30 protein-coding genes and 2 pseudogenes are annotated in these 24,657 nt (G+C 64.5%); 13 read left to right on the top strand and 19 right to left on the bottom strand.

Annotated features, from left to right (window positions below):
- Nucleotides 1–77: 77 nt before the first annotated feature.
- The 8 genes from ACO07H_RS07540 to ACO07H_RS07505 form a co-directional block, all read right to left on the bottom strand.
- Nucleotides 78–3,374 carry a type I restriction endonuclease subunit R gene (locus ACO07H_RS07540; protein ID WP_422012720.1) on the bottom strand — a complete coding sequence of 1,099 codons (3,297 nt, stop codon included), beginning with the start codon at nt 3,372–3,374 and terminating at the stop codon, nt 78–80.
- Nucleotides 3,371–4,651 carry a restriction endonuclease subunit S gene (locus ACO07H_RS07535; protein WP_422012718.1) on the bottom strand — a complete coding sequence of 427 codons (1,281 nt, stop codon included), beginning with the start codon at nt 4,649–4,651 and terminating at the stop codon, nt 3,371–3,373. The genes ACO07H_RS07540 and ACO07H_RS07535 overlap by 4 nt, the downstream gene beginning before the upstream one ends.
- Nucleotides 4,641–5,750 carry a virulence RhuM family protein gene (locus ACO07H_RS07530; RefSeq protein ID WP_422012716.1) on the bottom strand — a complete coding sequence of 370 codons (1,110 nt, stop codon included), beginning with the start codon at nt 5,748–5,750 and terminating at the stop codon, nt 4,641–4,643. Before ACO07H_RS07530 ends, ACO07H_RS07535 begins: the two co-directional genes overlap by 11 nt.
- Complete coding sequence (locus ACO07H_RS07525; protein ID WP_422012714.1) at nt 5,743–7,266, bottom strand: type I restriction-modification system subunit M; 1,524 nt, start codon at nt 7,264–7,266, stop codon at nt 5,743–5,745. The genes ACO07H_RS07530 and ACO07H_RS07525 overlap by 8 nt, the downstream gene beginning before the upstream one ends.
- Nucleotides 7,263–7,880 carry a restriction endonuclease subunit S gene (locus tag ACO07H_RS07520; protein WP_422012712.1) on the bottom strand — a complete coding sequence of 206 codons (618 nt, stop codon included), beginning with the start codon at nt 7,878–7,880 and terminating at the stop codon, nt 7,263–7,265. Before ACO07H_RS07520 ends, ACO07H_RS07525 begins: the two co-directional genes overlap by 4 nt.
- A gap of 457 nt (nt 7,881–8,337) precedes the next feature.
- The gene (locus ACO07H_RS07515) at nt 8,338–8,568 is read right to left on the bottom strand and encodes a hypothetical protein (protein WP_422012710.1); all 231 of its coding nucleotides are present in this window, start codon (nt 8,566–8,568) and stop codon (nt 8,338–8,340) included.
- Nucleotides 8,569–8,570: 2 nt separating this feature from the next.
- Complete coding sequence (locus ACO07H_RS07510) at nt 8,571–8,762, bottom strand: YegP family protein (protein ID WP_422012708.1); 192 nt, start codon at nt 8,760–8,762, stop codon at nt 8,571–8,573.
- Nucleotides 8,759–9,052, bottom strand: coding sequence for a DUF2514 family protein (locus ACO07H_RS07505; protein ID WP_422012706.1), 294 nt, complete (start codon nt 9,050–9,052; stop codon nt 8,759–8,761). The genes ACO07H_RS07510 and ACO07H_RS07505 overlap by 4 nt, the downstream gene beginning before the upstream one ends.
- A gap of 369 nt (nt 9,053–9,421) precedes the next feature.
- On the opposite strand from ACO07H_RS07505, the gene ACO07H_RS07500 reads away from it, so the two are divergent.
- Entirely contained in the window at nt 9,422–9,682 is a 261-nt protein-coding gene (locus ACO07H_RS07500) for a hypothetical protein (protein ID WP_422012704.1), read from the top strand.
- A gap of 262 nt (nt 9,683–9,944) precedes the next feature.
- On the opposite strand, the gene ACO07H_RS07495 is transcribed toward ACO07H_RS07500, so the two are convergent.
- The gene (locus tag ACO07H_RS07495) at nt 9,945–10,352 is read right to left on the bottom strand and encodes a hypothetical protein (RefSeq protein ID WP_422012702.1); all 408 of its coding nucleotides are present in this window, start codon (nt 10,350–10,352) and stop codon (nt 9,945–9,947) included.
- A gap of 330 nt (nt 10,353–10,682) precedes the next feature.
- A complete protein-coding gene (locus ACO07H_RS07490; RefSeq protein WP_422012700.1) occupies nt 10,683–10,865 on the bottom strand; it encodes a hypothetical protein in 183 nt (60 codons plus the stop codon).
- Between the two features lie 488 nt (nt 10,866–11,353).
- Between ACO07H_RS07490 and ACO07H_RS07485 the strand changes: the two genes are divergently transcribed.
- Together ACO07H_RS07485 and ACO07H_RS07480 are read left to right on the top strand one after the other, a co-directional pair.
- Nucleotides 11,354–11,638 (top strand): hypothetical protein, encoded by a 285-nt coding sequence (locus ACO07H_RS07485; RefSeq protein WP_422012698.1) that lies wholly within the window; start codon nt 11,354–11,356, stop codon nt 11,636–11,638.
- Entirely contained in the window at nt 11,635–12,153 is a 519-nt protein-coding gene (locus ACO07H_RS07480) for a hypothetical protein (RefSeq protein ID WP_422012696.1), read from the top strand. The genes ACO07H_RS07485 and ACO07H_RS07480 overlap by 4 nt, the downstream gene beginning before the upstream one ends.
- 146 nt (nt 12,154–12,299) lie before the next feature.
- Here ACO07H_RS07480 and ACO07H_RS07475 read toward each other — a convergent pair whose 3' ends face one another.
- Entirely contained in the window at nt 12,300–13,115 is an 816-nt protein-coding gene (locus ACO07H_RS07475; RefSeq protein WP_422012694.1) for a hypothetical protein, read from the bottom strand.
- 204 nt (nt 13,116–13,319) lie between these two features.
- Complete coding sequence (locus ACO07H_RS07470) at nt 13,320–13,991, bottom strand: hypothetical protein (RefSeq protein ID WP_422012692.1); 672 nt, start codon at nt 13,989–13,991, stop codon at nt 13,320–13,322.
- 161 nt (nt 13,992–14,152) lie between these two features.
- Between ACO07H_RS07470 and ACO07H_RS07465 the strand changes: the two genes are divergently transcribed.
- The 6 genes from ACO07H_RS07465 to ACO07H_RS07440 all read left to right on the top strand — a co-directional run bounded on the left by ACO07H_RS07465 (nt 14,153) and on the right by ACO07H_RS07440 (nt 17,781).
- Nucleotides 14,153–14,395, top strand: coding sequence for a hypothetical protein (locus ACO07H_RS07465; RefSeq protein WP_422012690.1), 243 nt, complete (start codon nt 14,153–14,155; stop codon nt 14,393–14,395).
- Nucleotides 14,392–15,189: a Bro-N domain-containing protein gene (locus ACO07H_RS07460; protein ID WP_422012688.1), complete on the top strand. Its 798-nt coding sequence runs from the start codon at nt 14,392–14,394 to the stop codon at nt 15,187–15,189. The genes ACO07H_RS07465 and ACO07H_RS07460 overlap by 4 nt, the downstream gene beginning before the upstream one ends.
- On the top strand, nt 15,186–15,500 hold the full coding sequence (locus ACO07H_RS07455; protein WP_422012686.1) for a hypothetical protein: 315 nt from the start codon (nt 15,186–15,188) through the stop codon (nt 15,498–15,500). The genes ACO07H_RS07460 and ACO07H_RS07455 overlap by 4 nt, the downstream gene beginning before the upstream one ends.
- Before the next feature lie 159 nt (nt 15,501–15,659).
- Nucleotides 15,660–16,946 (top strand): hypothetical protein, encoded by a 1,287-nt coding sequence (locus tag ACO07H_RS07450; protein WP_422012684.1) that lies wholly within the window; start codon nt 15,660–15,662, stop codon nt 16,944–16,946.
- The gene (locus tag ACO07H_RS07445; RefSeq protein WP_422012682.1) at nt 16,943–17,365 is read left to right on the top strand and encodes a hypothetical protein; all 423 of its coding nucleotides are present in this window, start codon (nt 16,943–16,945) and stop codon (nt 17,363–17,365) included. The genes ACO07H_RS07450 and ACO07H_RS07445 overlap by 4 nt, the downstream gene beginning before the upstream one ends.
- Nucleotides 17,362–17,781, top strand: a complete 420-nt coding sequence (locus ACO07H_RS07440) for a hypothetical protein (RefSeq protein ID WP_422012680.1) — start codon at nt 17,362–17,364, stop codon at nt 17,779–17,781. The genes ACO07H_RS07445 and ACO07H_RS07440 overlap by 4 nt, the downstream gene beginning before the upstream one ends.
- Nucleotides 17,782–17,813: 32 nt before the next feature.
- Here ACO07H_RS07440 and ACO07H_RS07435 read toward each other — a convergent pair whose 3' ends face one another.
- The 3 genes and pseudogenes from ACO07H_RS07435 to ACO07H_RS07425 all read right to left on the bottom strand — a co-directional run.
- Nucleotides 17,814–18,038 (bottom strand): hypothetical protein, encoded by a 225-nt coding sequence (locus ACO07H_RS07435; protein ID WP_422012678.1) that lies wholly within the window; start codon nt 18,036–18,038, stop codon nt 17,814–17,816.
- A gap of 36 nt (nt 18,039–18,074) precedes the next feature.
- Nucleotides 18,075–18,197: a hypothetical protein gene (locus ACO07H_RS07430; RefSeq protein ID WP_422012676.1), complete on the bottom strand. Its 123-nt coding sequence runs from the start codon at nt 18,195–18,197 to the stop codon at nt 18,075–18,077.
- A gap of 350 nt (nt 18,198–18,547) precedes the next feature.
- Nucleotides 18,548–19,129, bottom strand: a pseudogene (locus ACO07H_RS07425) (integrase core domain-containing protein); the annotation flags it as partial.
- On the opposite strand from ACO07H_RS07425, the pseudogene ACO07H_RS07420 reads away from it, so the two are divergent.
- Nucleotides 19,128–19,304, top strand: a pseudogene (locus ACO07H_RS07420) (ATP-binding protein); the annotation flags it as partial. The pseudogenes ACO07H_RS07425 and ACO07H_RS07420 sit on opposite strands and share 2 nt — an antisense overlap.
- A gap of 92 nt (nt 19,305–19,396) precedes the next feature.
- Here the strand turns inward: ACO07H_RS07420 and ACO07H_RS07415 are convergent.
- From ACO07H_RS07415 to ACO07H_RS07400, 4 genes are read right to left on the bottom strand one after another with little or no spacing between them, the layout of a single operon-like run.
- The gene (locus ACO07H_RS07415; RefSeq protein ID WP_422012674.1) at nt 19,397–19,522 is read right to left on the bottom strand and encodes a hypothetical protein; all 126 of its coding nucleotides are present in this window, start codon (nt 19,520–19,522) and stop codon (nt 19,397–19,399) included.
- Nucleotides 19,515–19,640, bottom strand: a complete 126-nt coding sequence (locus ACO07H_RS07410; protein ID WP_422012672.1) for a hypothetical protein — start codon at nt 19,638–19,640, stop codon at nt 19,515–19,517. The genes ACO07H_RS07415 and ACO07H_RS07410 overlap by 8 nt, the downstream gene beginning before the upstream one ends.
- A 30-nt stretch (nt 19,641–19,670) precedes the next feature.
- The gene (locus ACO07H_RS07405) at nt 19,671–20,516 is read right to left on the bottom strand and encodes a hypothetical protein (protein WP_422012670.1); all 846 of its coding nucleotides are present in this window, start codon (nt 20,514–20,516) and stop codon (nt 19,671–19,673) included.
- Nucleotides 20,513–21,322: a nucleotidyl transferase AbiEii/AbiGii toxin family protein gene (locus tag ACO07H_RS07400; RefSeq protein WP_422012668.1), complete on the bottom strand. Its 810-nt coding sequence runs from the start codon at nt 21,320–21,322 to the stop codon at nt 20,513–20,515. The genes ACO07H_RS07405 and ACO07H_RS07400 overlap by 4 nt, the downstream gene beginning before the upstream one ends.
- Nucleotides 21,323–21,898: 576 nt before the next feature.
- Between ACO07H_RS07400 and pepA the strand changes: the two genes are divergently transcribed.
- From pepA to miaB, 3 genes are all read left to right on the top strand, one after another.
- A complete protein-coding gene (pepA, locus tag ACO07H_RS07395) occupies nt 21,899–22,699 on the top strand; it encodes a flocculation-associated PEP-CTERM protein PepA (protein ID WP_422012666.1) in 801 nt (266 codons plus the stop codon).
- Between the two features lie 186 nt (nt 22,700–22,885).
- The gene (locus ACO07H_RS07390; protein ID WP_422012664.1) at nt 22,886–23,272 is read left to right on the top strand and encodes a hypothetical protein; all 387 of its coding nucleotides are present in this window, start codon (nt 22,886–22,888) and stop codon (nt 23,270–23,272) included.
- Nucleotides 23,269–24,654 carry a tRNA (N6-isopentenyl adenosine(37)-C2)-methylthiotransferase MiaB gene (gene miaB / locus ACO07H_RS07385; protein ID WP_422012662.1) on the top strand — a complete coding sequence of 462 codons (1,386 nt, stop codon included), beginning with the start codon at nt 23,269–23,271 and terminating at the stop codon, nt 24,652–24,654. Before ACO07H_RS07390 ends, miaB begins: the two co-directional genes overlap by 4 nt.
- The last annotated feature ends 3 nt before the right edge of the window (nt 24,655–24,657 follow it).

Genomic DNA, 24,657 nt, shown 5'->3' with positions numbered 1-24,657 from the left:
CAGCCGCACGGAAAACGAAATCACTTCGTCACCGTAGCGGACGCTGCAGCGCCCTGCCCTCACCTCAGAACCAGCCATCACGCCTTCCCAAGCCCCAGCCGCGTGATCTGCACGATCTGGTCCACCGCCTGCTTGGCGCCGTCCAACCCCAGCGTCTTGAACAACAGCGGCAACAGCCCTTTGCGGATGGCCGCCTCGATGCCTTGCGGGCTCAGCGAGTTCTCCGCCACAGCGTCATGCACCACGCGTTCGATAGCCAGTGCCTGGCCCACCAACGCATCGCGGGCAGCAGGCTCCAGCACAGCAACCGCAGCCTCGCCCAGCACCAGGCGGAGCACCCCGAAATAGGCGCGCGCATGCGGCTGGTCGGCCAGCGCGTCGGGTGTACCCGGCGCCTGGCGCGCGTCCAGCTTGCTCTCGAAATCCTTGAACAGCGCGTACTGCTTCAGTGGGTGGTCGAACATCGCCTCCGCCTCGGCAATGGCCAGCCGCAGCAGTTCGCCGAACACCTTCTGCGCATATGGATCCTCGGCCAGTTCCTGCTCGATGGTCTTGCGCAGGCGGGTGCGGATCAGGTCGGTTTCGTTGCGGGTCTTCTCGTCTGACCACTGCGTGGGATCCTCCGGCTGGCCGAGCTGGTGCACCAGGTACACGCCCTCGGGTTCGCGCACTTCGGTGCCGATGACCTGCTTGTCCACGAGGCGGCGGATCTGCTCCTCGTACACGCTGTAGTCCACCACCTCCATCGCGTCGCGGCGGGCGGTCTGGCGCAGCTCGGTGAAGAAGCGCAGGTCGGCCTTGTACTGCTCGATCAGCCCCTCCGAGAAACTCTTGTCCTCGAAGAAACTGCGGCTGGACAGCGCCGTCTGCAGACACAGCCCGAAGGCGGTGACGGCGGCATAAAAGTCGTCGCGCAGCTTCTGGCGCTCGTCGTACTCCTCGCCGTCCGGTGCCGTCACGAACTTCGGCGTCAGCAGCTGGCGGTATTGCTCGCGGTCGCGCTTGTTGACCACAGCCTTGAAGAACGACCACATGTGCTCGTGCAGTGCCGGCAGGCGCTTGTACTCGGTGTCCATGGGCCGGTACAGCCCGTCCAGGTCGGCGATGTCGAAGCCGCCCTGGGTGCGCGCTTCCAGATCCTGGTAGGCGCGGATGGCGGTGTCCAGCTCCTTCAGGATGCCTCGGTAGTCCACCAGCAGGCCGAAACGCTTGGCGTCGTGCAGTCGGTTCACGCGTGCCACGGCCTGGATCAGATTGTGCCCCTTCAAGGGCTTGTCGATGTAGAGCACCGCGTTGCGCGGCTCATCGAAGCCGGTGAGCAGCTTGTCCACGACGATCAGCACATCAGGGTCGCCATCACTGCCGAAGTCGGCAACGAGTTGCCGCTCATAGTCCTCGGCATCCAGACCGCTGGCCATCACGGTCTGCTTCCACCACTTCTGCACTTCGGGCAACGTCTCCTCGTCCACCTCCGAATTGCCTTCGCGGGTGTCGGGTGCCGACATCACGATGGCACTGCTCACCAGCCCCGTGTCGTCCAGCGCCTTCTTGTAGCGGATGGCGTCCTGCTTGCTGTCCGTGGCGAGCTGGCCCTTGAGGCCCAGGCCCGTCTGCTTGAAGTGCTGGTTGAAGTGCGTGGCAATGTCCCAGGCAATCAACTCGATGCGGCCGGCCGCGCCGTAGATGGCGCCCTTCTTGGCGAATTTCTTCTTCAGGTCGGCGCGCTGCGCGTCGCTCAGGGAGGCGGTCAATTTGTCGAACCAGCGGTTCACTGCCTCTTCATTGATCGTCAGCTCAGGCACGCGCTCTTCGTAGAGCAGCGGCGCCACGGTCTCGTCCTCCACCGCGCGCTGCATCGTGTACGCGTGCACGATGGGGCCGAACTTGCTCGCCGTCTTCTCGTTCTTCAGCAGCGGCGTGCCGGTGAAGGCCACGTAGGCCGCCCGCGGCAGCGCCTGCTTCATGCGCTCATGCGTCTCGCCACCATGGCTGCGGTGGCCCTCGTCCACGAGCACGATCAGGTTGGCCGATTCGTTGCGGCACTCAGGCAACTTGGCTGCCGCGTTGAACTTGTGTACCAGCGTGAACGAGATGCGCTCGTTGCCGGTGCCGATGCGCCGCGCCAGGTCGCGGCCCGACAGTGCTCGGCTCTTCTCGCCATCCTTCAGCGACGCAATGGCCGAGCCGAAGGCGCCCCCTGACACGAAGTTGCGCGCCAGCTGACTCTCCAGATCCACGCGGTCGGTCACCACCACCACGCGGCACTCGGCAAGGTCGTCCACCAGCAGCAGCGCCTTGGTCAGGAACACCATCGTGAAACTCTTGCCCGAGCCTGTGGTGTGCCAGATCACGCCACCCTCGCGGCTGCCGTCGGGGCGCAGCAGGCGCAGCCGCTGCAGCAATGCGCGGATGCCGAAGAACTGCTGGTAGCGGGCCACGATCTTGCCAACCTTGCGATCGAACAGCACATAGGCGCGCAGGAACTCCAGCAGCCGTGCTGGCGTCAGCAGGCCGATCAGCAGCACGTCCTGCTCGGTTGCCACCATGGGCTCGGCCCACAGCGCCTCGAAGTAGGACCGCAGCGCTGCCGGCTTGCCGTCGAACAGGGCCTCGCGCACGCCCAGCGGCATCGCGGCGTTCTTCAGCCGGCCCCAGTGCAGGTCGTCGAACTCCTCCTCGCGCCAGCGCGCCCAGAACTTGGCCGCCGTGCCGGTCGTGCCGTAGCGGCCCTCGGTTTGGCTGATGGCCAGCAGCAACTGCGCGTGGGCGTACAGCTGCGGTATCTCGTCGGGCCGCTGGTTGCGCAGGTGCTGGCTCACGCCCTCGGCCACCATCGCCTTGGCCACGTACGAGCCCTCGGGCCGCTTGGCTTCGATCACCACCAACGGCAGGCCGTTCACGTAGCCCACGATGTCGGGCGCGCGGTGGTGCGTGCCTTGCGCCGACAGCACCTGCAGCTCTTCCGTCACGTCGAAGCGGTTGGTTGCGGGGTTGCCCCAGTCCACGATGGCGATCGTGGGCTGGTGCTTCTTGCCGTCGGGCATGAACTCGGTGACCGTTATGCCCAGTGCCAGCTTGGCGTACAGCCGCTCGTTGGCCGGCAGCAGGCCCTCCGTCAAGCTCGGTGTCGACAGCTCGCGCACGATCTGCTCGATGCCGCTGGCCGACAGCGGGTAGCTTTGCCCCTTGTAGTCGTAGCGACGGGTCTGCAACACCTCCACCAGACGGTGCTTCAGGATCACCTCGCGCGTGCCGCCGCGCATCGCCAGTGCCTGCACGGTGGACAGGAAGTTCCAGCCCAGGTTGCACAGCAAGTGCAGCGCGGGAATGTGGGCGCTGTACTGCTCTTTGGATTGCGGGGCGGCGGGGGTCATGCGGGGACCTCGGTGGCGGGCAAGCGAACGCGGCGCTTGCCGGTGAGTAGGTCGGCCATGAGGGCGGTTTTTTCCTGCCGTAGCACCAGCACCTGCTGCTCAAGCAGTTCCACTTCACGCCGCGCCAGATCCAGGATATCGACGATGCGGCGCTGCTCAGGCAGCGGTGGGATGTTGAACGGCCACTTCAACCAGCGTTCCGTCTTGAAGATCATCTTCTCGACATGCACGCCGATGCTGGAGTGGAAGCAGGTCTGCTGGAAGTAGCGCGACTCGGATAGATAGCGCAGAAACTGCAGGGTGATCTCGCCGTCGCTGTTCAGCACCGCGTATTCGTTGGACACCACAGCACCGTCCAGATGCGCCGGCACGATGCCGCAGGCGCCGTGGACGATCTGGCGCTTGGAGATCAAGAAGTCACCTTCACGCACATAAAACTGCGAGGGGGTTTTGATCTCATCGCCGTTCAAGGTCTCACGCAGCTCAACGCCGCCGCGCGAACGTTTGACAGTGACCAACCGGTAGGAGTCGCCCGCGTTCAGTGCAGCAGGTCGGCGTACTTCGGTCAGATGACGCCCTAGCGAAATGCGCCGCCACCGTTTTGGTGTAGTCGGAAGTTTCGGGATGCCTGGCTGCACCGACGCGGGAAAGCCGCCGTTGTCACCATGGCCATTCGTATCGGGGTTGGCAGGCGGCAGGTGCAGCAACGCAGCAAGCAAAGCCTGCCACTGCGTCATGCGGTTGGCCAATAGAGATTGCGTAAGGTTGATCGCGTCGTCCCACGCTGCGAGGGTGCTGGCGATTCGGCGTTGTTCTTCGAGCGGCGGGACGGAGAGGGGCACATCTTTCAGCAGCTCCGTGTCCAAACGGCCCGTCCCATGACCTGCGGTGTCTACGAGATCGAGAATCTCTCTCCTGCGCGCGAGCAACTGGTACGCAAGAAACCGCGAATCAACGGCGCCTTTGGGCACCAGTGCCTTGATGTCTTGATTGAATCCCATCTCCCGTTCGATCAAACACACGGGAAGATCTTTCAGCAGAGTCATGCCTCTTGTCAGCACCAGGACCGAATTGGCGGGTGCGACGGCAGACACCGCCCGGCCGGTTTGAGTGAGCCCCAGCGCCGTGGACTTCAGGTCCAACATCTTCATGTCGCGGGCTGAAACCCAAGGGAACGAGCCGCCCCAAAAGGCTGCCTCCTGCTTGCTGGGCGTCCCGCCGGAAAGGAAACGCGCTTCCGCACCGACCGTGCTGGCTCGCCATCCCTCAGGCAGCATCGCTCTTCCCCTTCTTCTTCGCCAGCCGCCTAGCCACCTGCCCCAGTTCCTGCACACCGGCCTCGTCCGCCGTCGGCGCTTCTAGCACGCGCGCCGTATAGGCCTCGCCTTCCGCCTCCAACGCAGCCCGGCGCTGCGCGGCAAAACGCTCGTACTGACCCTCGGCATGCGCCTCTGCTTGCTTGTGCGACACGCTGCCCGCGCCCGCCAGCACCTGGCGTTCGTTGAAGCTGAGGAAGGCGTCCAGCCGCTCGGCCCAGTCCTTGAGGAACACCTCCTTGCGGCGTAGCGACTGGTCTTCAGCAAAGTCCAGCCACATGGTCACGATGCGGTTCATTTCGCCGATCTCGCCGTCGCGCAGGTAGTTCTTGGCAGTGCCCACGTCGGCCTTGGTGACCTGCGCTCCCTTCCAGGTGGTGAGGCCCATGTGGGGCTGTGCGGCATCGGCGCGGCGCACGATGAGCTCGGACGCGGTCTGCCCGTGCACCGCGAAGTGCAGCTTGTTCTGAATGACCTTGAAGAAGCGCGTGGTCTCGGGCATCGACGGGGCATAGTCGGCCGCCATCGCGAAGATCTCGCGCACACGCAGGTACATGCGCCGCTCGCTGGCGCGGATGTCGCGGATGCGGTCGAGCAACTCACCGAAGCGATCGGGCAACGCCGAGTCGCCAACCGGCGGGCTCTTTAGGCGCTCGTCGTCCAGCGCAAAGCCCTTGACAAGGTATTCGCTCAGGCGATCACTGGCCCAGCGTCGAAACTGTGTTCCTCGGGTCGAGCGCACCCGATAGCCCAGGGCAAGGATCGCGTCGAGGTTGTAGTGATCGATCTGCCGGCTGACCTGTCGAGCCCCCTCCTGACGAACCATTCGGAATTTCCTAATAGTTGCCTCAGGGTGGATTTCGCCGTCGGCGTACAGCGTCTTCAGGTGTTCGTTGATGGTGGGCACGGTGACTTGGAATAGCTCAGACATCAGCGCTTGGGTCAGCCAGAGCGAGTCGTCGACGAAGCGGCAGGACACGCGCGCCCGGCCGTCCTCTGTTTCGTAGAGCAGAAACTCGCCCGGGGAGATCCCGCCGCCGCTGGTCAAGGGCTCACTCATAACCAAGCTCCTTCAGGTACACGTCCATCTGCGCCTCCAGCCGCGCCAGTTCGGCCTTCAGCTCCAGCCGTTCGCGGCGCACGGCCATCAGGTCGATGGGCGCCTCTTCCTCGAAGGTGTCCACATAGCGCGGGATGTTGAGGTTGAAGTCGTTCTCAGCCAGTTCGGCCGGCGTGGCCAGGTGGGCATAGCGCTGCACCGGCTGGCGTGCGGCCACAGTGGCCTGGATGCGCTGCAGGTCGGCCTCGCGCAGCAAGTTCTGGTTCTTGCCGGCCTCGAAGTCGCGGCTGGCGTCGATGAACAGCACCCGGTCGTCGGCCTTGTGCTTGGCAAACAGCAGGATGGCAGCGGGGATGCCCGTGCCGTAGAACAGCTTCTCCGGCAGGCCGATCACGACGTCGAGCAGGTTCTCCTCGATCAGCTTCTGGCGGATGCGCCCCTCGGCCGCGCCGCGGAACAGCACGCCATGCGGCACCACCACGGCCATGCGGCCGATGCCAGGCTTCATGGTCTCGACCATGTGGAGGATGAAGGCATAGTCGCCCTTGGTGCGCGGCGGCACGCCGCGGCGGAAGCGGCTGAACTTGTCGGCGTCGGCACCTTCGAAGCCCCATTTCTCCAGGCTGAAGGGCGGGTTGGCCACCACTATGTCGAAATGCTTGAGGCTGTTGGCACCGTCCAGCAGCTTGGGGTTGCGGATAGTGTCGCCCCACTCGATGCGGTGGTTGTCCTCGCCGTGCAGGAACATGTTCATCTTGGCCAGCGCCCAGGTGCTGCCGATGGCCTCCTGCCCATAGAGCGCGTACTTGCGGCTGCAGGCGCCATCACGGATCAGCCGGCCGCATTTCATCAGCAGCGAGCCCGAGCCGCAGGTGGGGTCGCAGATTTCGTCACCCGGCTGCGGCGCCATCAGGCGCGCCATCAGCGTGGACACCTCGGGCGGCGTGTAGAACTCGCCGGCCTTCTTGCCGCTGGTGGACGCGAAGTTCTTGATGAGGAATTCGTAGGCGTTGCCAATGACGTCGAGGTTGCCGACGCGGCCCTCGCGCAGGTTCAGCTCGGGCTTGGAGAAGTCTTCCAGCAAGTGGCGCAGGATGTCGTTCTTCTGCTGCTCATCGCCCAGCTTGTTGCTGTTGAAGTGGATGTCCTGGAACACGTCGCGCAGCTTGGCGAGGTTGGCGTCTTCGATGGCGTGCAGAGCTTTGTCGATGCGCTCGCCGTTGCCAGGGGTGTGACGCAGTGCGTGCAGGGCATAGAAGCTGGCGCTGGCCGGCAGCACGAAGCGTTCGTTCTTGAGCATCTCGGCGATCAGTTCGGGATGGTCGCCGTACTGGGCCTTGTAGCTGTCGTAGTGGTCCTGCCAGACGTCGGAAACGTACTTCAGGAACAGCATGGTCAGGACGTAGTCCTTGTAGATGCTGGGGTCCACCGTGCCGCGGAAGGTGTCGCAAGCGGCCCAGACGGCCGCGTTGATGCTGTCTTGGCTGACAGGAGCTTTGGGGGCAAGATCGTTCATGAATTTGCAGGCGTGGAATTGCGCGCAGAAGCCATAGCGAGGGCTTCTGCCAGCGCGTGTAGTTGTTGTTCGCGGTTCTCGATCAGCCGGCGCAGCGCCGCACGCTCGGAGCGCGCTGCCGCATCGAGCGCGACGATGTGGCGCTGCTGAGCCAGCGACGGCACGGCCAGCGGCAACGCCTCCAGCACCGGGCGGCGGATGCTGAGCTGGCCGCTACCCTCAGCACCCTGCATCAGCAGGCGCTGGATCGGCGGCTGGTTGATCTGCCACGCCAGGAAGGCCGGTTCAATAGCGGCGCCCGGGTGAACACGCAGGTGGAAAAAGGCAGGGCCGCAGACCGCCGGCATGGGCGGCGCGTCCACCTGCACGGCATAGAAGCGGGCGCCCTTGGCGACGAAGAGCAGATCACCCGGCGACAGCCATGCCGGCGACTTCCGACCGGGAAGGTGCGTACGGAGTGCGCCGGCCCAGTCAACGCCGCTATCTGGGTCGACGTCCTTCATCTGCAGCGCAATTGCGTCGCCGGTGTCTGCCGGCTCGACGGAGCCGCGAAACGGGTAGCCGGCTTGGACGCCAACCACATCAGCCAAACGAAAGAATTTCGCATCAATCACAGTGACGCATATTTATCCATTTCTTAACTGTTGTCAATCGCACCAATTCGGTTGATGCAATCTTCAGGCGTTTGGCCCACCGCCGGTGTGGCCACACTCTTGACAAGACGCAGCCTGTCGCGTCGCCGGACCAGCACAACGCGTCACATTGGTCCGCCACGACTGCAGCCACGTCGCTGGAAAATGACGCTCCAACGCGCCTCTCTGCGCCGCCGAAATCCGGGCGAGGGTATACACTTCGGGTTGACACTTCTGACATACCCAGGCCGCTGGAGTGTTGTTCTAAGTGCTTGATTCTCCTCACCTGAGGCGTCTCTTTCGAACATTCTGGTGGTGGCTCCCTGAAGCGCCACCAAACAAATCAATGGGTTACGTCGCAAGACGTAACCCATTTGTCATTGAGGCGAACGGAATATCAGACGCCTGTCTGATATTCAGGGCGGTTCGCGGACGAGGTTTAACGCCCAATCGAAGCGCCACCTCCGTTGAGCCCAATCCCCGCATAGCGCCGCCCCAACAGGTACGACTGCGCCGCCCTCGCCTGCTCGCCGTCTCCGAACGTGGCGATCAGCAGCCACCGTCCGCGCATGCCTCGGTCGACGTCGACGAACAGCATCCCGGCGAACGGGTCGTAGGGGTCCAGCCGTAGCGCCATGCGTAGCAGCCAGCGGGCGATGGCGCCGCGCATGGTCAGCGAGGCAGCTTGCCCTTAACAACAACGGCCGTGCGGGAGGCGCGGCGGTGCGCCTTGATGCCGCGCAGTACGCCGGCCTTTGTCTTGTAGTCCTCGCCAGCGGCGACGATCTCTCCGTTCGCAGCCTTCAGGCGCCAGCGGAAGCCGCCGGCAGCGGCCTGGTACCACTCGTACTTTGCGGTTCTCATGGCTTGGTCCTCAAGGCGTTGAAGGTGCTGACGCAGAGCTGGTGGGCGGCCCGAACCTGATCGGCGTAGACCGCAAGCTCTGCCGCAGCGTCGTCAACCCGTCCGAGCAGGCGGGCTGACAGATCGAGGGCCGCGGTGGCGGGAGCGCAGCTGCCGGCAAGGGCTGGATCTCCCGCTTGATCGGCAAGGGAGGTGGACAAGTCGGTGACGTAGCGCTGCAGCTGGCCGTTAGAGCCGCGCAGGCGATCAGCAGCAGCCTGGAGAGCCAGGGCGGTCTTTGTGGTCAGCATCTATCGCCTCCTGGCGTTGTTGGGTGATGAGTTCCGCAGCCTTGGCCTCACGCTCCGAGGCTTCGCGAGCCTGGCGCTCGGCGGTTGTCCGAATGCCCGTGCGGGCGGGTGCCGAGCCATCGGACTCACCCCCGCTGGGGCTGGCTCAGCGTGTCGGCCTGCGCAACCCGCTGGGGGAGGCGCTTCCGCCATGCCGTTTTCACTCGCGCCGGCTCCGCAGAGTGCGTGCGGTACATGGCCGGACTGGGTGCTCGCCAGTCCCACGCGCCGGCAGCGTGAAGTTCCGGAGGCGGAAACGAAGAAGCCCGCCGTGAGTGCCGGGCGGGCTTCGTTTGGCGCCTAACATCCCGCTACACCAAGGAGGGTTCCATGACGCCGTTGCAAGAAGCGCTCTGCCAGGCCCTGTGGGCCGTCTCCAAAGGGGAAGCGGTTGACCCCGCGGATCTGGAATACCTCGACGAGTCCGGTCTCCTCGAGAAGCAAGACCCGGGCGCCCGGCCGATGCTGAGTCCTAAGGGCATGGAACTGCTCGCAAAACTTGGTGCGCTCAAGGTCGCCGCGAAGGCCAAGGGGCGTCGAGACACAGCAAGCGGCCCGGACGGTTCAACTCCGCCAACACTCGAAGGCTGAGAGGCCAGAAATGCAAAAGCCCGCCGAGTGGCGGGCTGTAGGGGCGAACGAATCCATCGACTGTCTGCAGGTTGAACCTGCTTGAGCGCACGGCGCTGGCATAGGCCCTGGGGCCAGAAGATCGTGCCCTTCGGGGGCGGTGGGAATCGTCGAGTTGCTGGGTGCGATTATGGCCAAGCCCAAAGGACCGTCAAGGGCCGCCTTTCCGCACTTGCAAAAAAGCCCGCTCGGGGCAGGCCTTGGTGGCGGTGGGGCGGAAGAGCTATGGCTTCTTTTGGGGTGCCTGCGGCGCGACCGTTGGCGGGTAGGGCGGGACGTTGATGATGATCGGCGCCGTCTGCTGGGCGGGCGCGGTCACCGCCGGCGAAACAGCGGCTGGCGTTTTATTCGAAACGGTCCAAGCCAGCCCGCCGAAGCCCAGCACGATCGTGCCTATGACCGTCAGCACAGTGCCAAGCATCCAACGCGAGATGCCGGCGTTCATCTCCTGCATGTCGGCGCGCAGCTCGGCGAACCCGGTCTGCACGTCCCCCTTCGTGGCGAGCGTCGGCACGACGGTCTCCCACTTGGTTTCGAGTGCTGTTATTCGGTCCATGTCACCATCATCCCCGCCGCCGCTGGGCTGGTCAACCTGACGGCTGCGGGTCGGGTGGTCATACAGGTGGGCCATCGTTTTCCTCCATGTCCGCCTCAAACAGCTCTGTATATCCGCAGAATTGGCACTCCCAGGCCGAAACCAGTATTCCTCGAAACTCAAGGTCAAAAAGCCGACCGTCGCCGTCTCTGTGAGCTCGCGGCTCTTCGCCGCTAAGCAGGAACCGCCGCGGATATCCGCGCCCCTCAACTTTCCACAGCGGTCCATGGTCATAGCGACACGTTGGAACCACGCCAGATTTAGGCATCTGTTTTTCTCCTGTTGCGGCAGCTCTTCGCCTCTGCCTTCGTCTTGGCCTTGTGCGCCTCGACGGTCAGCCACTGCATGTTCACCGCCGTGCTCTGCTCAACTGCCAGTCCACGGAATGCCCTGACGGCTGCAGCCGCCGGCATAGGGGATGTGCGCGCCGCCGCCGGTGAACGGATTGTCCCGGGAGCAGCCGCCGATGTACGGGATCTCTGCAGAGCACCCACCAAGGTAGGGAATCTCCGTCGAGCCGCCCCCAGTGAACGGCACTTCATGCTTCATGTGGTCTTCCTCCTTGGTGGGCCCTGTCGAGCGGGCAGGCTGGGGATTTTGCACAAGCCTGCGGGGCCGCCGGGCATCGCGAGCGCGGTCGCCACAGTTTTGTGGATGGGGACTACCAGTAGGCCGGCGGCGCCCTGTTTCGCATGCACAAAAGGAACCCCGGCACGCGGCCGGGGTCTGAACGCCATCACTGGCGCCTGCTCAGGGAGGAAAAAGCAGGAGGCCGAAGCCCAGCGCCACTGTATGACAGCTCAGGGCATTTGCGGAACGCCAGGCGTTGGATGCGGAACACCAGCGGGCCGGTGTCGCACGGCGCATGGGCTGGCGCGGATCACAGCAGGGCACTTGGGAGTCCCCTGCGCTGTGGCGCGCTGAACTGGATCGCGTCTATCTCCTTCAAGGTGATGAAGCCATCGGAATAGCGCACCCTTAAAGTCACTTGGGTCAAGGTGTTAACACGCGCCTATTTAAAGGCCATGGAAAATCAGATGCTCATCAAGACGACAGCTCTGTGCTTAGTGCTCGCGCTCGCGCTAACGAATGCGCAGGCCGATGAAACGGCGGCCGCCAAATTGGAAGCGCAGAAGCGCGCGCTCGAGAAGTCGCAGGTGGAGGCGCTTGAGCGCGCGCGCGCAGAGCGCGCATTCACGGAGGCGCTCGAGCGTGAGCAGAAAGCCAGAAGCTCAGAGACGCTCAAGTTACGCATGGCGACCGAAAAACAAAGCAATCCCTGCAAGATCAAGCTCGATCTGCCAGAGTGCAAGAAGCCATGAATCTAGAAAAGCTGAAGGCCATCACTGATATAGCTACAGCGTGGATCGGCGTGGTCGCGATCACCGCTGGTGGGGGCTTCGCGGTCTATCAGTACCTCGAGAAGCAGAAGGAGGACCGTGTCAAAGAAACTCTCCTATTCCTCGACCGATACAACAAGACGCCCACTCTAGAAGCCCGCCTAGCCTTGGATGTTGGCTGGGAACCGTATTTAGATGCCCAGATCAAACTCTTGAAGGCTCCCGACTTCTCGGTCGCTGCATACCGAGGTTTCATGCTCGCCGCAATCAAAGAAGCCAAATTGGCTGGCTCGATTGACGTCATGCTCGACTTCTACGAAGCATTGCAAATCTGCGTAGAGAAGAAGTTGTGCGACGGCGACGTTGCGGTTTCCTTCTTTGTGGTGGATGCCTGCGCCACTTACAGCCAGAACTTCTCCAAGATTGAGCTTGAACGCCAGCGCCGTAACGAGCCAGCATACGGCCTGAAGCTTCAGCAATTTTGCGAGGCCAATTGACCAAGCCGGGCCCTCACGGCCCTTCAGTGCCCCAACGAGTTACCTGTATCCGATGGATGGCGCACGGTCGGGCGGTTGAAGGGTCGGCCTGCAAGATAGATCAATCCGCCGATGCTTCTCGAGTCAGCGGTTGGTGCCGTCGCCCGTCAGCCCCGCCGCTCCATCGCCGTGGCCAGATCGTCGAAGAACTCCCCCTGCACCTCGAAGGAGGCCTCGGCGGCGGCGGCGGCGCTCTGCAGGGCCGCAGGCGTTTCGCGGAGCTCAGCGATGAGGTTCTCAAGCGCTTCCTTGCCGTGCTCGGCCTCGACACCGCCTGGGCCGGCGTCGTCCAGGTGCACGTCGAAGTAGCGCATGGCTGTTTGGAGCGGGCTGGCCACCATGCACGGGAGCAGCGGGGAGAAGAGCTCGTCGCGGATCGTCCTCAGCATGCCGTCGGCAGCGGTCTCCTGGGCGTAGGCCGCACCCAGCACGCAAGCCAAGCTCTCGTGGGTGAACAGCACCCGCTGGCGGCGCCGGTAGTCGCGGGAGAATTCGTCCAGCAACGTGTGCCCAGCGATGTCCTGTGCCGTGAGTCTGGGGAGCCCGAAGGCCCCGGCGCCGAAGATGTTGAGGCAGTCCAGCAGCAAGGCCGGGTGGCTCTTGCCCAGCGCAGCCATGGGCGCAACGGCGCGGGAGGGCTCCTCGGGCGCGCCCAGTTCCTCCAACAGTGCGCCATACACGGCCCGCTTGGCCAGCGAGATGCGCGCGGGCTCGTTCGCCAGCGCGGCGGCCGCGGTGGCCGCCACCGTCCAGACGGTGGTGACAGAGCGGTAGTAGTAGTTCACGCGGAACACATCGAACTGGGTTGCCGTGAGGCCGGCGTCATGCAGAGCCTTGAGCCGCTGCCCCAGCTTGTCCATGTCGTTGCGGTTGGCCAGGGCCGGCCCGTCGAAGAGCGCTTTCAGATCCAGGTCAGAAGGCATGCCGGAATCCCCTTCGGGCGGCCGCAAGCCAGGCAACTGCGCGCGGCGCGTTCAGCGCTAGTGAGCAGACAGATCTCATCCCCATCCTTCGTTGCGGTTTTTTTGAGCTCTGCATCGTGCCAGCCAGCCACCGGCCGTCAACCTCAAAACCGGGTACGGCCGGCCGTTCCATCCATTGAACTACGGCGCAGGCACGGGCACGCCCTACCGCAGGCGAACGGGGACAGCGGGCGGCGCCTGGTCCACTCGCCGGACCATGAACGGCGTCTTGGCCACCAGCTTGAAGCCCAACTGGGCGTAGTAGCGGCGGAGCTTGGTCCGGGCTGCAACCTCGTTGGTCGGGAGCTTGGCCAGCTCCATGGGGTCTTCCGGACCCCGCCGAGCTGCGGCGCTCTCGAACTGCAACGGGAACGGCTTCATGGCCACCAGGCCGGCGCCGGCCTGGAACCAATGCATCATCCCGATCAGCGCATGGAGGCCGTAGCCCCGCCCGCGGTACGGTGGCAGGATCTCCAGGCGGTCAAGGATGAGAAGGTTCGGCTCGAAGAGCAGATAGCCCGCCCCGGCCGCCTTCAGCGCCGCCGCCGAGTAGGCCCAGCTGTCTGCCTCGTACAGCTCTAGGTAATCGCAGGTCTCCTGCATGCTGTCGAAGACGTCGAACAGAGGCATGCGAGCATGCATGGCACTCTCTGCATCGATGTAGAAGGCCCGGTACCGGCCGATCTCAGTCGACTCGTCATCCTCGAACAGCACCACGCGCCCTTCCAGCCAACGGATGAAGTGGTCAGGCTCTCGGTCAGCCGTCAACAACTCCTCCGGATCAGGCTTCAGTCCGACGCTGACGTACTCGCTTGGGATGAAGTCGGCCTCGCTCACGCGGCGCACGCTAGCTCACGAAGCTATCGGCGTCATCCGCAGTTGGCCCGAGACGGCTCACCGATGCGTGATTTGCCCCTGATGAATGCCGCTGGTCATCTCACCGGCAGTTGGCACTCCTACCCTGAACCACGCCAGAAGGTGCTGCTGGAGGCCCAGCAATGAGCCGCGCCACCATCCGGCCAAGCGTCCACATCTCGCTCGATAGCGACAGCACCGCCGTCGGCCAGCAGATCGCGATGGACATCCTGGCCGACGAGAAGCTCACGGCCCAGGAGAAGGCTCTTGAGCTGACTGAGGCCGTCCTCTCCATCGTGCTGAACAGCCAGTTGGAAAGCGCCACCGAGCAGATCTACGGCATTGCTCGCTTCGTTGTCGACACCAGCGGCGTGAGGATGCAATGAGCCACATCCTGCCCTTCAACTTCGACGGCCAGGCCGTCCGGGTGAGCGTCGACGACGGCGAGCCCTGGTTCCATGCTGGTGACGTGTGCGCCGCCCTGGGTTACTCGAATGCCCGTGATGCCGTTGCCCGCCATGTCGACGAAGAGGATGTCGCGAAACACGACACCCTTTCGCCCGGCGGCTCACAATCCGCGAACCACGTCAACGAGTCCGGCCTGTACGCCCTGGTCTTCGGCAGCAAGCTGGAGTCGGCCAAGCGCTTCAAGCGCTGGGTGACGCACGACGTGCTGCCCTCCATTCGTCGCGGTGGCACGTACCAGCTCCCGCAAGCGGCCGCGGCGAACGACAACATCGTCATCGCCGAGACGATCTCGCGCGCCCTGAACCTGCAGGGTTCTGCCCACCTGGGCCTCATCCGCAAGGCGGTCCAGAAGTTCGCGCCGCAGCACGTCGAGCTGCTGCCGAACTACGCCATCGATGCGCCCAGCGGCTCCGCTGCGGTCAGCTCGGAAGCAACCGCCGCCCTCACTGAACTGCTGGCCGAGCACGGCATCCGCCGGTCGGCCCAGGCCGTGAACAAGCTGCTCGAGGAAGCCGGCATCCTGGAGACGTTGGAGCGCAAGAGCTCCAAGTGCGAGGAGATGCGCAAGTTCAAGTCGGTGACGGTGGCCGGCCTGCGCTTCGGCAAGAACGTCGTCAGCGACCGCAACCCGCGCGAGACGCAGCCGCACTGGTACCGCTCGACGTTCGGCTCGCTGCTGGTCGAGCTTGGCATCGCGCGGAGAGTGGCATGACCGACGCCGAGAAGAACCTGCTGGCCCTGGGCGTCATGGCCTACGCCTCTAGCGTCGAGCCCGGGTTGCAGCGATGCGCCAGTTCGGCGTTCTACGGCCTGGTGCAGCTCGCCCGCAAAAAGGGATTCCGCGAGTCGACCAAGCTCAGCGCTGGGCTCCGGTCTGGCAAGGCTACGCCGAAGGTCGTCGAACGAATCATCCGCTTGAACGCGTTGCTGCCTAACTGCGAGGTTCAGCGCGCTCTCGAGCATGCCGATTGGTGGCACCGCAACGTCACCAAGCCGGCTCAAGAGTTGGGGCTTGTGCCCTGAAAGGCGAAGGCCTCGTCGAGTACCAGTCGTACGAGGCCTTCATGTGAAACCACGAAGGAGATTTCATGCTTTGGCGACATGGAGCACTGGCTCTATGGCCCGGACTTCGCCGACGCCTGACAGGGCTTCGCCTTCCACAAACATCAGCAAGGAATTCCCATGAGCAAGACAGTCACTCGGGCTGCAGAAGCGGTCGCCACAGCATCCGCATCTGTTCCCACTTCCAAGCGCGCAGCGACCGCAACCGCGCTGACCGCAGCCGAACCCTCATCCGCGCTGCACGCCGGGGCAGAGGCCGTCAAGACGTTGATCGCCGAGATCAACGCCATGAGTGAAGCTGACCTGGAGGACGCACCTGATTGCACTGATGCGCGTGACTATCGCCCGATGGCGCAGGCTGTCGAAAGCTCGCTCCAGTCGAACTGGCAGAACGCAACGGCAGAGCACGCCCAGGGCTACCTGCGGGCAATGGCGGACCTCCTGTGTCAAATCGGAGATGGCTGCGCGCCGGACCTGAACGACTGGGACCCGATTGCAACGACGGCCGAAGCCTTCAGCAAGCCGAACGGCGCCACGGTACCAAGCGACGCACCGGCCGCCCCCAACTTCAAGACAGAGCGCGAGCGAGTGGAAAGCGAGCGAGTGGAAACCTCCAGCGCCCGAAATCCTTTGGCTCCCGCAGTCGTCACGGCGCGCAACTCTTCGGTGTTCGAGGGCGCTGTTGAAGCCCAAGCAGCCACTCGGACTGCCGCCAAGGCTCAAGCAACAGTCGCTCCAGGGCTTGTTTCCCTGAACGGTGCCGCGGCCTGCCACAAGATGTTGGCCGCCATCGAGCGATTGCCACTGATTGAAGGCGCTCCAGATCCCGCGATTGCTGACGATGATGGAGTTCGGCGCGACTACGCCAATGCCGACAAGGCAGTCAATACGGCACTCGATTCCTTCGCGACCAATAGCGGCTTCCGCCAGGCACTGAGCAACACCCTGTTGACGCTCTTCTTGGATGGCGCGCCATACATGGACAGTTGGGAGCCTGAAAGGCTGCTGAACGACGGCGGCTACCGGCCCGCGCCCCTGCCGGCGAGGCCTCGCGCGGTGCTTGCCGGCGCCACCCAAGCCGCAGCTCCAGCCGCGCCCGACTTCTCCACTGAACGTGCAGTGGCGTCCGAACTGCAGGCCCTTCGCGACAAGGTCCGCGATCTCGACCAGATTGCGCAGGACGCCGCCGCGCAGATCTTTGCGCTGACGAAGCTCACGATCCACGGACTCAAGACGAACGCGCAGGTTTCGGCACGCGAACTGATCTGCGTTCTCGACGCGATCCAGTTCTATGCCGAGATGTTCGAGAACGACATCAACGCAGAGGCAGAAAGGGTCGGCTGCGAGTACGTCGATGAAGACAAGCGCCGCCTCAACAGCATCAAGCTGACGGGGGTGTCGAAGTGAGCACCGCCACCAAGATCAAGCTGGCCAAAGTCACGACCGCGAGCCCGCCCGCACAGCCTCCCGCGCCGCCTGACTTCACCGCTGACCGCGCGGAAGGCGCCGAGAACGCCGAGACCGCGCGACGGTTCGAGGCAGTTCTTGGCGATCACTTGCCCAAGGGTTCTTACCTGGCGGCCGTCACCGCAAGCCTCATGCAGCACAGCGTGGCGCTTGTTGCGCTGGCCGACGTGCTGCGCGCCAGCCAGTTCCATACGGACCGTGCGCAGGATGGCGACACGTCTGAGGGCTCCGGCCTCGGCGGCTTCACGTTCTATGGGCTGATGGCCGCACAGCAACTGCTGTCCACCGGCGTGATGGACCTGTCCGACGACCTCAACAACTACCTGCAGCGCGAAGCCCGCGCGGAGGCTTCCAAGTGAGCACCACCGCAACTCCGCGCGCCAAGCGCGCACCTACGCTCACGGACCTCAAGTACCGCGTTCTGGAACTTGAAAACTGCGTCATCGACATCGACGCGATGTCCAACGGCACGCTGGCACGCATCGCGTCCATGGCAAAGCTCGCCCTCCAGTACATGGAGAGCCCGAAGGCCTACCAGCACCTCGGTCTCATTGCCGACGTTTTCGAGGAGATCTGTGTGGCAGCCGAAACGGCCCAGGGCTATCAGCAAGGCAGCGTCGAAGAGGTCGGCATAGCGCCTGATGCCAACGAGCGCGGATTGGCGCGCATCAGGGCAGAGAGCAGCTATCGCACGGGGCACGACGATCAAATCATCCGCACCGTGCTGGAGCGGTCGAAGGCAGCGACCGAGGCCGAGGCCCTGACGACGGGCTGAAGGGCGAGTGCGGGAATGCAACTCCATCGCAGTCAGTGCCCCTTCTTCCCGGCGACCAGCGCTTGCTGGAGCAGCAGGATGGCGCGTGACGTCGCCTGCCTGACCAGGGCGGGCACTGACTGGCCCTGGTCCTTGACGAGCACCGCGAACTCAACGGTTTCAACCCCGTCCTCGTCGCCGGCCAGGCCGTCGACCCTGACCCGCCAGCAGCCGTCCACGGCCATTTCTATGACCACGACGGGTTGCTGCAGTTCCATGATGAAAGGCTCTGTGGTGGGCATCGCTCGGCCCACTCACTTGCGCTTGCCGAAGCCGCGGGCCAGCAGGCGGATCTCTTCGGCAGCGGCCAGCACGCAGCGCAGCAGCATGGTCTTCACCGCGGCGCGGGCCCAGTCGTGGATGGATTCGTTTGGCATGCAGCCATTGCACGTTTTTTTGCCCGCGCGAACGAGACAAGACGAGTCAAGAAATATGTGGGGTGTTGTCTCGTGCAGTTCGAACTGACCGCTCGCCGGCACTAGCCACGCTTGCGCGCAGGACTTCGCACTGGAAGTGCGCCAGCAGGTCGAGCTGGTGCGCCCGGGACGCGGTCAGGCACTCGGCGACAAGCGCCAGGCAATGGGCCTCGGTGTCGTTGCGGGCGCGGCAGGCCTGCCGGATTGCCGACGCCAGGTCTCCCGCCAGGCGGGGTGCAGTGACAATACCGTAGGCCGCGCGCTCAGCCGTTGCAGGATCGGGCGCCGCCGCAGTTGCACTGTTGCACTCCCTAGCTGTAGTTTCTCAGGACGTTGTTCCCGTCGAAGCCGAGTCTGGAGGCGGGAGGATTGTGGGAGACGGCGGAGTGCGGGCGGCTGAAGTTGTAGTGCTGCATCCAGGGCTGCAACTCAGCGGCACGCACGTCTGAGCTGGGATACCGATAGGCATAAGCCCATTCGCGCAGAAGCGTCTGGATGAAGCGCTCGGCCTTGCCGTTGGTACGCGGCGTATAGGGCCGCGTGCGTTTGTGCTTGATGCCGAGCCTGCGCAACAGCTTGGCAAAGCGCCTGGACTTGTAGGCCGAGCCGTTGTCGGTCATGACAGCCTGGACCGGCACGCCGAGCTTGCAGTAGTAGCGCAGCGCCGCGATCAGGAAGTCGCAGGCGCTGCGGCTGGTCTCGTCGCTGAGAACCTGGCTGAAGCCGACCCGGGAGTGGTCATCAATGGCCACATGCAGCGCCTGCCAGCCCGCACGGGGCGTGTTGCGCGTGCGGTCGCCCGTCACGCGATGCCCGGGCTGCTCGAAGCAGCCCAGCTTCTTCATGTCCAAGTGCAGCAGCTCGCCGGGGCGGTCCTTCTCGTAGCGGCGCACCGTCTTCGGCGACGCCAAGATGACCACGGCGCTGCTGGACCGGCTCACGCATCACTGCCACATCGTGGAGACCGGCAACGAGAGCTACCGCGTCACGCAGGCCACGGCGGCCACGCGCAAGCGCATCAAGGCCAGAGAGCCGGAGCGACGCAACAAGGGCGACGAAGCGGGCTGAAGAGGCTCGACGCTACAGTTGTCCACAGCCGGCATCAGCCGATGCCGGCCCCAAGCCCTGGGTCAAAGTTCAATCGGCAGGGTGGGTCAAATTTAGATCGGCGCCAACACCTGCAGCAAGCCGAGCAGGCCGGCACGGTCGCAATCGACCAGCCGGGTCTTGACCTCGCGCCAGGACGGCGAAGCCTTGCGCGCAGCTTTGGGCGTGGCCTCAGTCATAGACGGCCTCCGTCGTGACGAACAGCCGCTCAAGCGTGGCAGGCCGCAGTTGGATGCGCTCACGCACCAAAAGGTCGGACAGCTGACAGGGCACCGCATCGCGGGCAGAAGAGTCCATGGCTGGCCCCGTAGGAAAGCGGATCAGATTTCAACGCTGCTTCCCCAACCTAGCCAACAAACGCTCGCGCGCAGCCGCCCCATCAGCAGCCGCTGCCGCCTGGGATTTTTCGCTGACGGAAACCTGGATCCTGTGCTGCTCTTCACCATAGCCGACGGACTTCGAGTGATCGTGCCAGGCCTTGAGTTCAGGCTGCAAATGCCATCGCTGCGCGAGCGTGTTCAGATGCTCTTCGTCGAGCTGTCCCATATCCACATCCGTGGGCGGCGGCGTGACCGTGCTGCGCTTCATGCCGGCCAGATACAGCCACTGCAGCAGCGCAGCTTCGGGCCGGAACATGTCGCATGGCCGACCGGGCTGGTACAGCACCCATCGATCTTCATCGGCGCTAGGGAAGAAGCGCTCAGCCAGGCCGTAGAACCTGAAGACATCGCCGCCCGACGTCTTCACCTCACCCAGGTTCGGCCGTTTGCTTGCCGAGGTCGGCACCACGGCCATCACGATGGCAGACGGATTGTTCAGGAATCCGCACTCGCCGAGCACCGACTGCAGCGAAATCACGGCGCCAGCGCGAATGCGGCCGGCCATCTCGGTCAGCTCGGCTGGCGGCAGACAACGCCGGTTCAGATAGACGCCAGACGCAACGCGCCGCAGCGCGCCGGCTTGCACCAGCGAACTGGCAAGCAGTCGCGCCGTGCTCGTGGATGCCCCCGGGCGGTACCGAAGCACAAGGCTGTGGAACACGGCGGCCGTGAAGATCCTCGGCGCCCCAGATGTGGCAAGGCCACCCAGCAATCTGAACTTCCAATCGCCGACGGGTCTGTCCACCTGGAGGTCAGATCGCTCAAGGTTGGCGGGCATCAGGCCTGAACTCATGACCCGGCCTCCAGCGATGCAGCGGCAGCGGTCTGCAGCCACTGCTCCACGGCAACACCGACATCCACACGCATGGCGTCGAATGCCTCGCTGTCGATGGCCTGGCCAACTTCGGTGGGTAGGTAGGGCACGACCTCGGTGCGGAACTGCTCGTAGCTCATCGCCTCGATCTTCGGCCACAGCTCAGCCATGATCAGCGGCAGACGCTGCTTGGCGTCAGGCATCTGCGCCAGCAGTGGCCCTGGATCCTCGACACCGGCCTCGAGCAAGACGTTCAGGTCGAACAGATCGCGTGGCGCCATCCGCATCGGATCTGTCAGGGCCAGGACCTTGGTCACGGCAATGTGTTGCGAGTCCAGTACCTGCACTCGCACATCGCGCCCGGTCTGGTTGAATGATTTGTCCAGGGGCACTTCGACCACATGGCCTTCGATCAACTTGGGCCGGCGGGAAACCTCGACCGTCAGGTTCATCGGTGCCGTGCTGTTGGGCTGGGTGCCGGTGATCTTCCAGCGCAAGGTGGTGTCGGTCTGCTTCGGGGCGGTGACCAGCGCATTGGCAATCAGCCCAGATGACACAGCTCGCTCGATGGAGCGCCGCACGACGCCCTGGATCCGCTCCTTGGACGCACGCTCATCGGCATCCAGGTCGATGTCTTTGGTGTAGCGCACACTGCCATGGACAGCCCGCATGGCCATGCCGCCCTTCAGCACAAGCTCCTTGTGCATGGCGTTGCTCATCAACTCGACGAGCAGCCGGGTCTGAAGCGCTTCGCGCACCAACGCCAGTTCCAGTTCAACAGCCACCGCGCCCCTCCCTGTCAAATTGAAGTCCATATCGCCGACATAGGCGTCGATTCATGCTTCAATGATAGCAGCCGCAATGGCTGTCGACAAATTTGAAGTACAGAACGATCACTTAATCGTCGATCCGTACTTCAATCGAAGACGCACACCATTTTGCTGAACCTATGGCCGCGAGCTCAAGACCAGGCCCCGCTGGCAGACGGAACAACCCATCATCCGCGAATCAGGTCGAGCCACGGTCCAGCCAGATCAACTTGAAGTGTCGGAAAATCCCGCCAGCCAAACGCTACTCCCCACCGCCCTGCGGGCTTTTCTCATTGGGTCGATGCCGTCCAGCGGCATCCCGGCCGGCAGTTCATCGACTCGCGCCGCTTGCCTGCAAGCCTGGGCTCGTCACGAGCGCCGCGACTGCGCTCTGACGGTCAGCGGTTGCCGCTGCGGCACACCTCGCATCAACTGGTTCGCCTCTCATCCGCCCTGCGTGGCCCTATGTGGGCGTACGCACCGACTCGCTGCGCACCCGACGGTGTACTCGCCGCACGTCGACATCGTGCCGGCGAAGATCAAGGAGTTCCCATGCAATTCACCCTCCGCAAGCTAAGACTTGCGTTCTTGCCCGGCACCGCGGTGGCCGTGGCACTGGCGACGGCATGCGCCGCGTCATCCGCTGCATTGCCGCAGTTCACGTTCAACCCTGCCGCGGTCGGGCTGAACGGGGCGTCCATCACGGCTGACAACATCTTGATCTCCAACTACTCGACCGCCAGCATCGACCCGGGCGGCACGTTCACGCAGTCGGGCTACCTGCCGATCACCGGCTTCCAGTTGGGTGGCACGGCGCTCACACCCGCCGGCCTGAACTCCACTTTCGGGATGTACATCGCCTACACCGGCGCCGGCACGACGACGGTGAACGACCCGGCGACGACCTTCAACTTCGGCAACTTCACGTCCCTGACCTATACGCTGTACGGCTACAACGGCACCGCAACGTTCGGCATCACCGGCATCGTGCCCACCGAGACCGCGGCCGGCGAGGTGGCGCTGGCCAGCGGCACACTGATCTCCGGCAACGTGCTGACGATCCCCACCGGCGGCGGCACGTTCAGCCCGTCGGCCAATGCCATGCTGACGGTGGCCCTGGACGCACCCGCCTTCTTCGGCTCGCCCGATCCGTTCTACGCGGTGGCGCTGACGGCCTTCTCCAATACGCCTTCGCAGGTCGAGGGGTTCGCCGGTGGCTTCCTCATCCGCCAGGGCGGCGGCTCGCTGAACTTTGCGCCGGTGCCGGAACCGAGCAGCGCCGCGATGCTGCTCTGTGGGCTGGCTGTCGCCGGCTTCATGTATCGCCGCCGCAGCAGCGGGGAACAGCGCTGAAGCGGTCACCCGCACCCGCGGCTACCCTCTGATCTCGCGTGCGACGGGGCCTCGAAGGACGCGGCGCTGTTCGTCGTCCGGCGGACGCGCCCGCTAGAATGCAACCATGCCGGCCCGCCCGGCGCCACGGCCCGAGCACCCCTCGGGTCGTTTTCGTTTTCAACCCGCAGCCACTGGACAAATACCATGTACCGCTGTGTTCTCCCGCTGGCCCTGGCCGCCAGCGCGCTGGTCAGCGCTGTCGCGCACGCGCAGACGCACCGCATCTTCCCCGCCCAGGCCTTGCGCGGTGAACTGGTCATCACGCAGTTCCCCGACGCCTTGCTCAACGGCCAGCCCGCGCGGCTGGCGCCCGGCAGCCGTATCAAGGGCGACACCAACCTGTGGATACCGCCGGCGGGCCTCACGGGACAGAAGCTCACGGTGCACTACACGGTCGAGCCCGGCGGGCTGCTGATGGACGTCTGGGTGCTCAACCCCGTGGAGCTTGCCAACAAGCCCTGGCCGAGGACACCGGCCGAATCAGCGAGCTGGCAGTTCAGCCCCGGTGACCAGACGTGGAAAAAGCAATGAACGAGCACAACGACGACCACGCCCGCGAGACGGGTGAGCCCGCCAAGAAGGTCTACATCAAGACCTTCGGCTGCCAGATGAACGAGTACGACTCGGACAAGATGGCTGACGTGCTGGGCGCTGCGCAAGGCTACGAGCCGACGAACGACCCCGAGGCCGCCGACCTCATCCTGTTCAACACCTGCTCGGTGCGCGAGAAGGCGCAGGAGAAGGTGTTCAGCGACCTGGGCCGCGTGAAGCACCTGAAGGCCAAGGGGGTGATGATTGGTGTCGGCGGCTGCGTGGCTTCTCAAGAGGGCGCCGCCATCATCGAGCGCGCGCCGTATGTGGATGTGGTGTTCGGCCCGCAGACGCTGCACCGCCTGCCCGCCATGCTGGACGCCCGCCGCGCGCAGCGCCGCCCGCAGGTGGACATATCCTTCCCCGAGATCGAGAAGTTCGACCACCTGCCGCCGGCCAAGGTGGAGGGCGCCTCGGCGTTCGTCTCCATCATGGAAGGCTGCTCCAAGTACTGCAGCTACTGCGTGGTGCCCTACACCCGCGGCGAGGAGGTCTCGCGGCCTTTCGACGACGTGCTGACCGAGATTGCCGGCCTGGCCGACCAGGGCGTCATGGAGATCAACCTGCTCGGCCAGAACGTCAATGCCTACCGCGGCAGGATGGGTGACACGGCCGAGTTCGCCGACCTGGCGCTGCTGCTGGAGTACGCCGCCGAGATCCCCGGTATCCGCCGCCTGCGCTTCACGACCAGCCACCCCAACGAGTTCAGTCCGCGCCTCATCGAGGCCTACGGCAAGATCCCGCAGCTCGTGAACCACCTGCACCTGCCCGTGCAGCACGGCAGCGACCGCATCCTGATGGCGATGAAGCGTGGCTACACGGCGCTGGAGTTCAAGAGCATCGTGCGCAAGCTGCGCGCCATCCGCCCGGACCTGCGCCTGGCCAGCGACTTCATCGTCGGCTTCCCCGGCGAAACCGACGACGACCATGCCAAGCTGATGAAGCTGGTGCACGACGTCGGCTTCGACGCGTCGTTCAGCTTCATCTTCAGCCCGCGCCCCGGCACACCGGCCGCCGCGCTGGAGGACACCACGCCTTACGAGGTTAAGGTCAAGCGCCTGCAGGCGCTGCAGGCTGCCATCGAAGCCCATGCGCTGATCATCTCGCAGGGCATGGTCGGCCGCGTGGAGCAGGTGCTCGTCACCGGCAACGCCCGCAAGGACGCGTCCGAGCTGATGGGCCGCACCGAGTGCAACCGCATCGTCAACTTCGCGGGCTCGCCGCGGCTGATGAACCAGTTGGTGGACGTGCGCATCACCACCGCCTTCGCACACTCGCTGCGCGGCGAGGTGCTGACGACGGAAGCCGTGCTGCCGGCGTGATCG

The sequence above is a fragment of the Roseateles sp. genome, assembly GCF_965229315.1.
In the GTDB taxonomy this organism is placed as follows: Bacteria; Pseudomonadota; Gammaproteobacteria; order Burkholderiales; family Burkholderiaceae_C; genus Pelomonas.
This window is presented reverse-complemented; position numbering and strand designations above follow the sequence as displayed.

Excerpts from the sequence above, each read along its gene's own strand:
- ACO07H_RS07540 (WP_422012720.1), bottom strand. The coding sequence starts at position 3,374 with ATGACCCCCGCCGCCCCGCAATCCAAAGAGCAGTACAGCGCCCACATT.
- ACO07H_RS07535 (WP_422012718.1), bottom strand. The coding sequence starts at position 4,651 with ATGCTGCCTGAGGGATGGCGAGCCAGCACGGTCGGTGCGGAAGCGCGT.
- ACO07H_RS07530 (WP_422012716.1), bottom strand. The coding sequence starts at position 5,750 with ATGAGTGAGCCCTTGACCAGCGGCGGCGGGATCTCCCCGGGCGAGTTT.
- ACO07H_RS07525 (WP_422012714.1), bottom strand. The coding sequence starts at position 7,266 with ATGAACGATCTTGCCCCCAAAGCTCCTGTCAGCCAAGACAGCATCAAC.
- ACO07H_RS07515 (WP_422012710.1), bottom strand. The coding sequence starts at position 8,568 with ATGCGCGGCGCCATCGCCCGCTGGCTGCTACGCATGGCGCTACGGCTG.
- ACO07H_RS07510 (WP_422012708.1), bottom strand. The coding sequence starts at position 8,762 with ATGAGAACCGCAAAGTACGAGTGGTACCAGGCCGCTGCCGGCGGCTTC.
- ACO07H_RS07505 (WP_422012706.1), bottom strand. The coding sequence starts at position 9,052 with ATGCTGACCACAAAGACCGCCCTGGCTCTCCAGGCTGCTGCTGATCGC.
- ACO07H_RS07500 (WP_422012704.1), top strand. The coding sequence starts at position 9,422 with ATGACGCCGTTGCAAGAAGCGCTCTGCCAGGCCCTGTGGGCCGTCTCC.
- ACO07H_RS07495 (WP_422012702.1), bottom strand. The coding sequence starts at position 10,352 with ATGGCCCACCTGTATGACCACCCGACCCGCAGCCGTCAGGTTGACCAG.
- ACO07H_RS07490 (WP_422012700.1), bottom strand. The coding sequence starts at position 10,865 with ATGAAGCATGAAGTGCCGTTCACTGGGGGCGGCTCGACGGAGATTCCC.
- ACO07H_RS07485 (WP_422012698.1), top strand. The coding sequence starts at position 11,354 with ATGCTCATCAAGACGACAGCTCTGTGCTTAGTGCTCGCGCTCGCGCTA.
- ACO07H_RS07480 (WP_422012696.1), top strand. The coding sequence starts at position 11,635 with ATGAATCTAGAAAAGCTGAAGGCCATCACTGATATAGCTACAGCGTGG.
- ACO07H_RS07475 (WP_422012694.1), bottom strand. The coding sequence starts at position 13,115 with ATGCCTTCTGACCTGGATCTGAAAGCGCTCTTCGACGGGCCGGCCCTG.
- ACO07H_RS07465 (WP_422012690.1), top strand. The coding sequence starts at position 14,153 with ATGAGCCGCGCCACCATCCGGCCAAGCGTCCACATCTCGCTCGATAGC.
- ACO07H_RS07460 (WP_422012688.1), top strand. The coding sequence starts at position 14,392 with ATGAGCCACATCCTGCCCTTCAACTTCGACGGCCAGGCCGTCCGGGTG.
- ACO07H_RS07455 (WP_422012686.1), top strand. The coding sequence starts at position 15,186 with ATGACCGACGCCGAGAAGAACCTGCTGGCCCTGGGCGTCATGGCCTAC.
- ACO07H_RS07450 (WP_422012684.1), top strand. The coding sequence starts at position 15,660 with ATGAGCAAGACAGTCACTCGGGCTGCAGAAGCGGTCGCCACAGCATCC.
- ACO07H_RS07435 (WP_422012678.1), bottom strand. The coding sequence starts at position 18,038 with ATGGAACTGCAGCAACCCGTCGTGGTCATAGAAATGGCCGTGGACGGC.
- ACO07H_RS07430 (WP_422012676.1), bottom strand. The coding sequence starts at position 18,197 with ATGCCAAACGAATCCATCCACGACTGGGCCCGCGCCGCGGTGAAGACC.
- ACO07H_RS07415 (WP_422012674.1), bottom strand. The coding sequence starts at position 19,522 with ATGACTGAGGCCACGCCCAAAGCTGCGCGCAAGGCTTCGCCGTCCTGG.
- ACO07H_RS07410 (WP_422012672.1), bottom strand. The coding sequence starts at position 19,640 with ATGGACTCTTCTGCCCGCGATGCGGTGCCCTGTCAGCTGTCCGACCTT.
- ACO07H_RS07405 (WP_422012670.1), bottom strand. The coding sequence starts at position 20,516 with ATGAGTTCAGGCCTGATGCCCGCCAACCTTGAGCGATCTGACCTCCAG.
- pepA (WP_422012666.1), top strand. The coding sequence starts at position 21,899 with ATGCAATTCACCCTCCGCAAGCTAAGACTTGCGTTCTTGCCCGGCACC.
- ACO07H_RS07390 (WP_422012664.1), top strand. The coding sequence starts at position 22,886 with ATGTACCGCTGTGTTCTCCCGCTGGCCCTGGCCGCCAGCGCGCTGGTC.
- miaB (WP_422012662.1), top strand. The coding sequence starts at position 23,269 with ATGAACGAGCACAACGACGACCACGCCCGCGAGACGGGTGAGCCCGCC.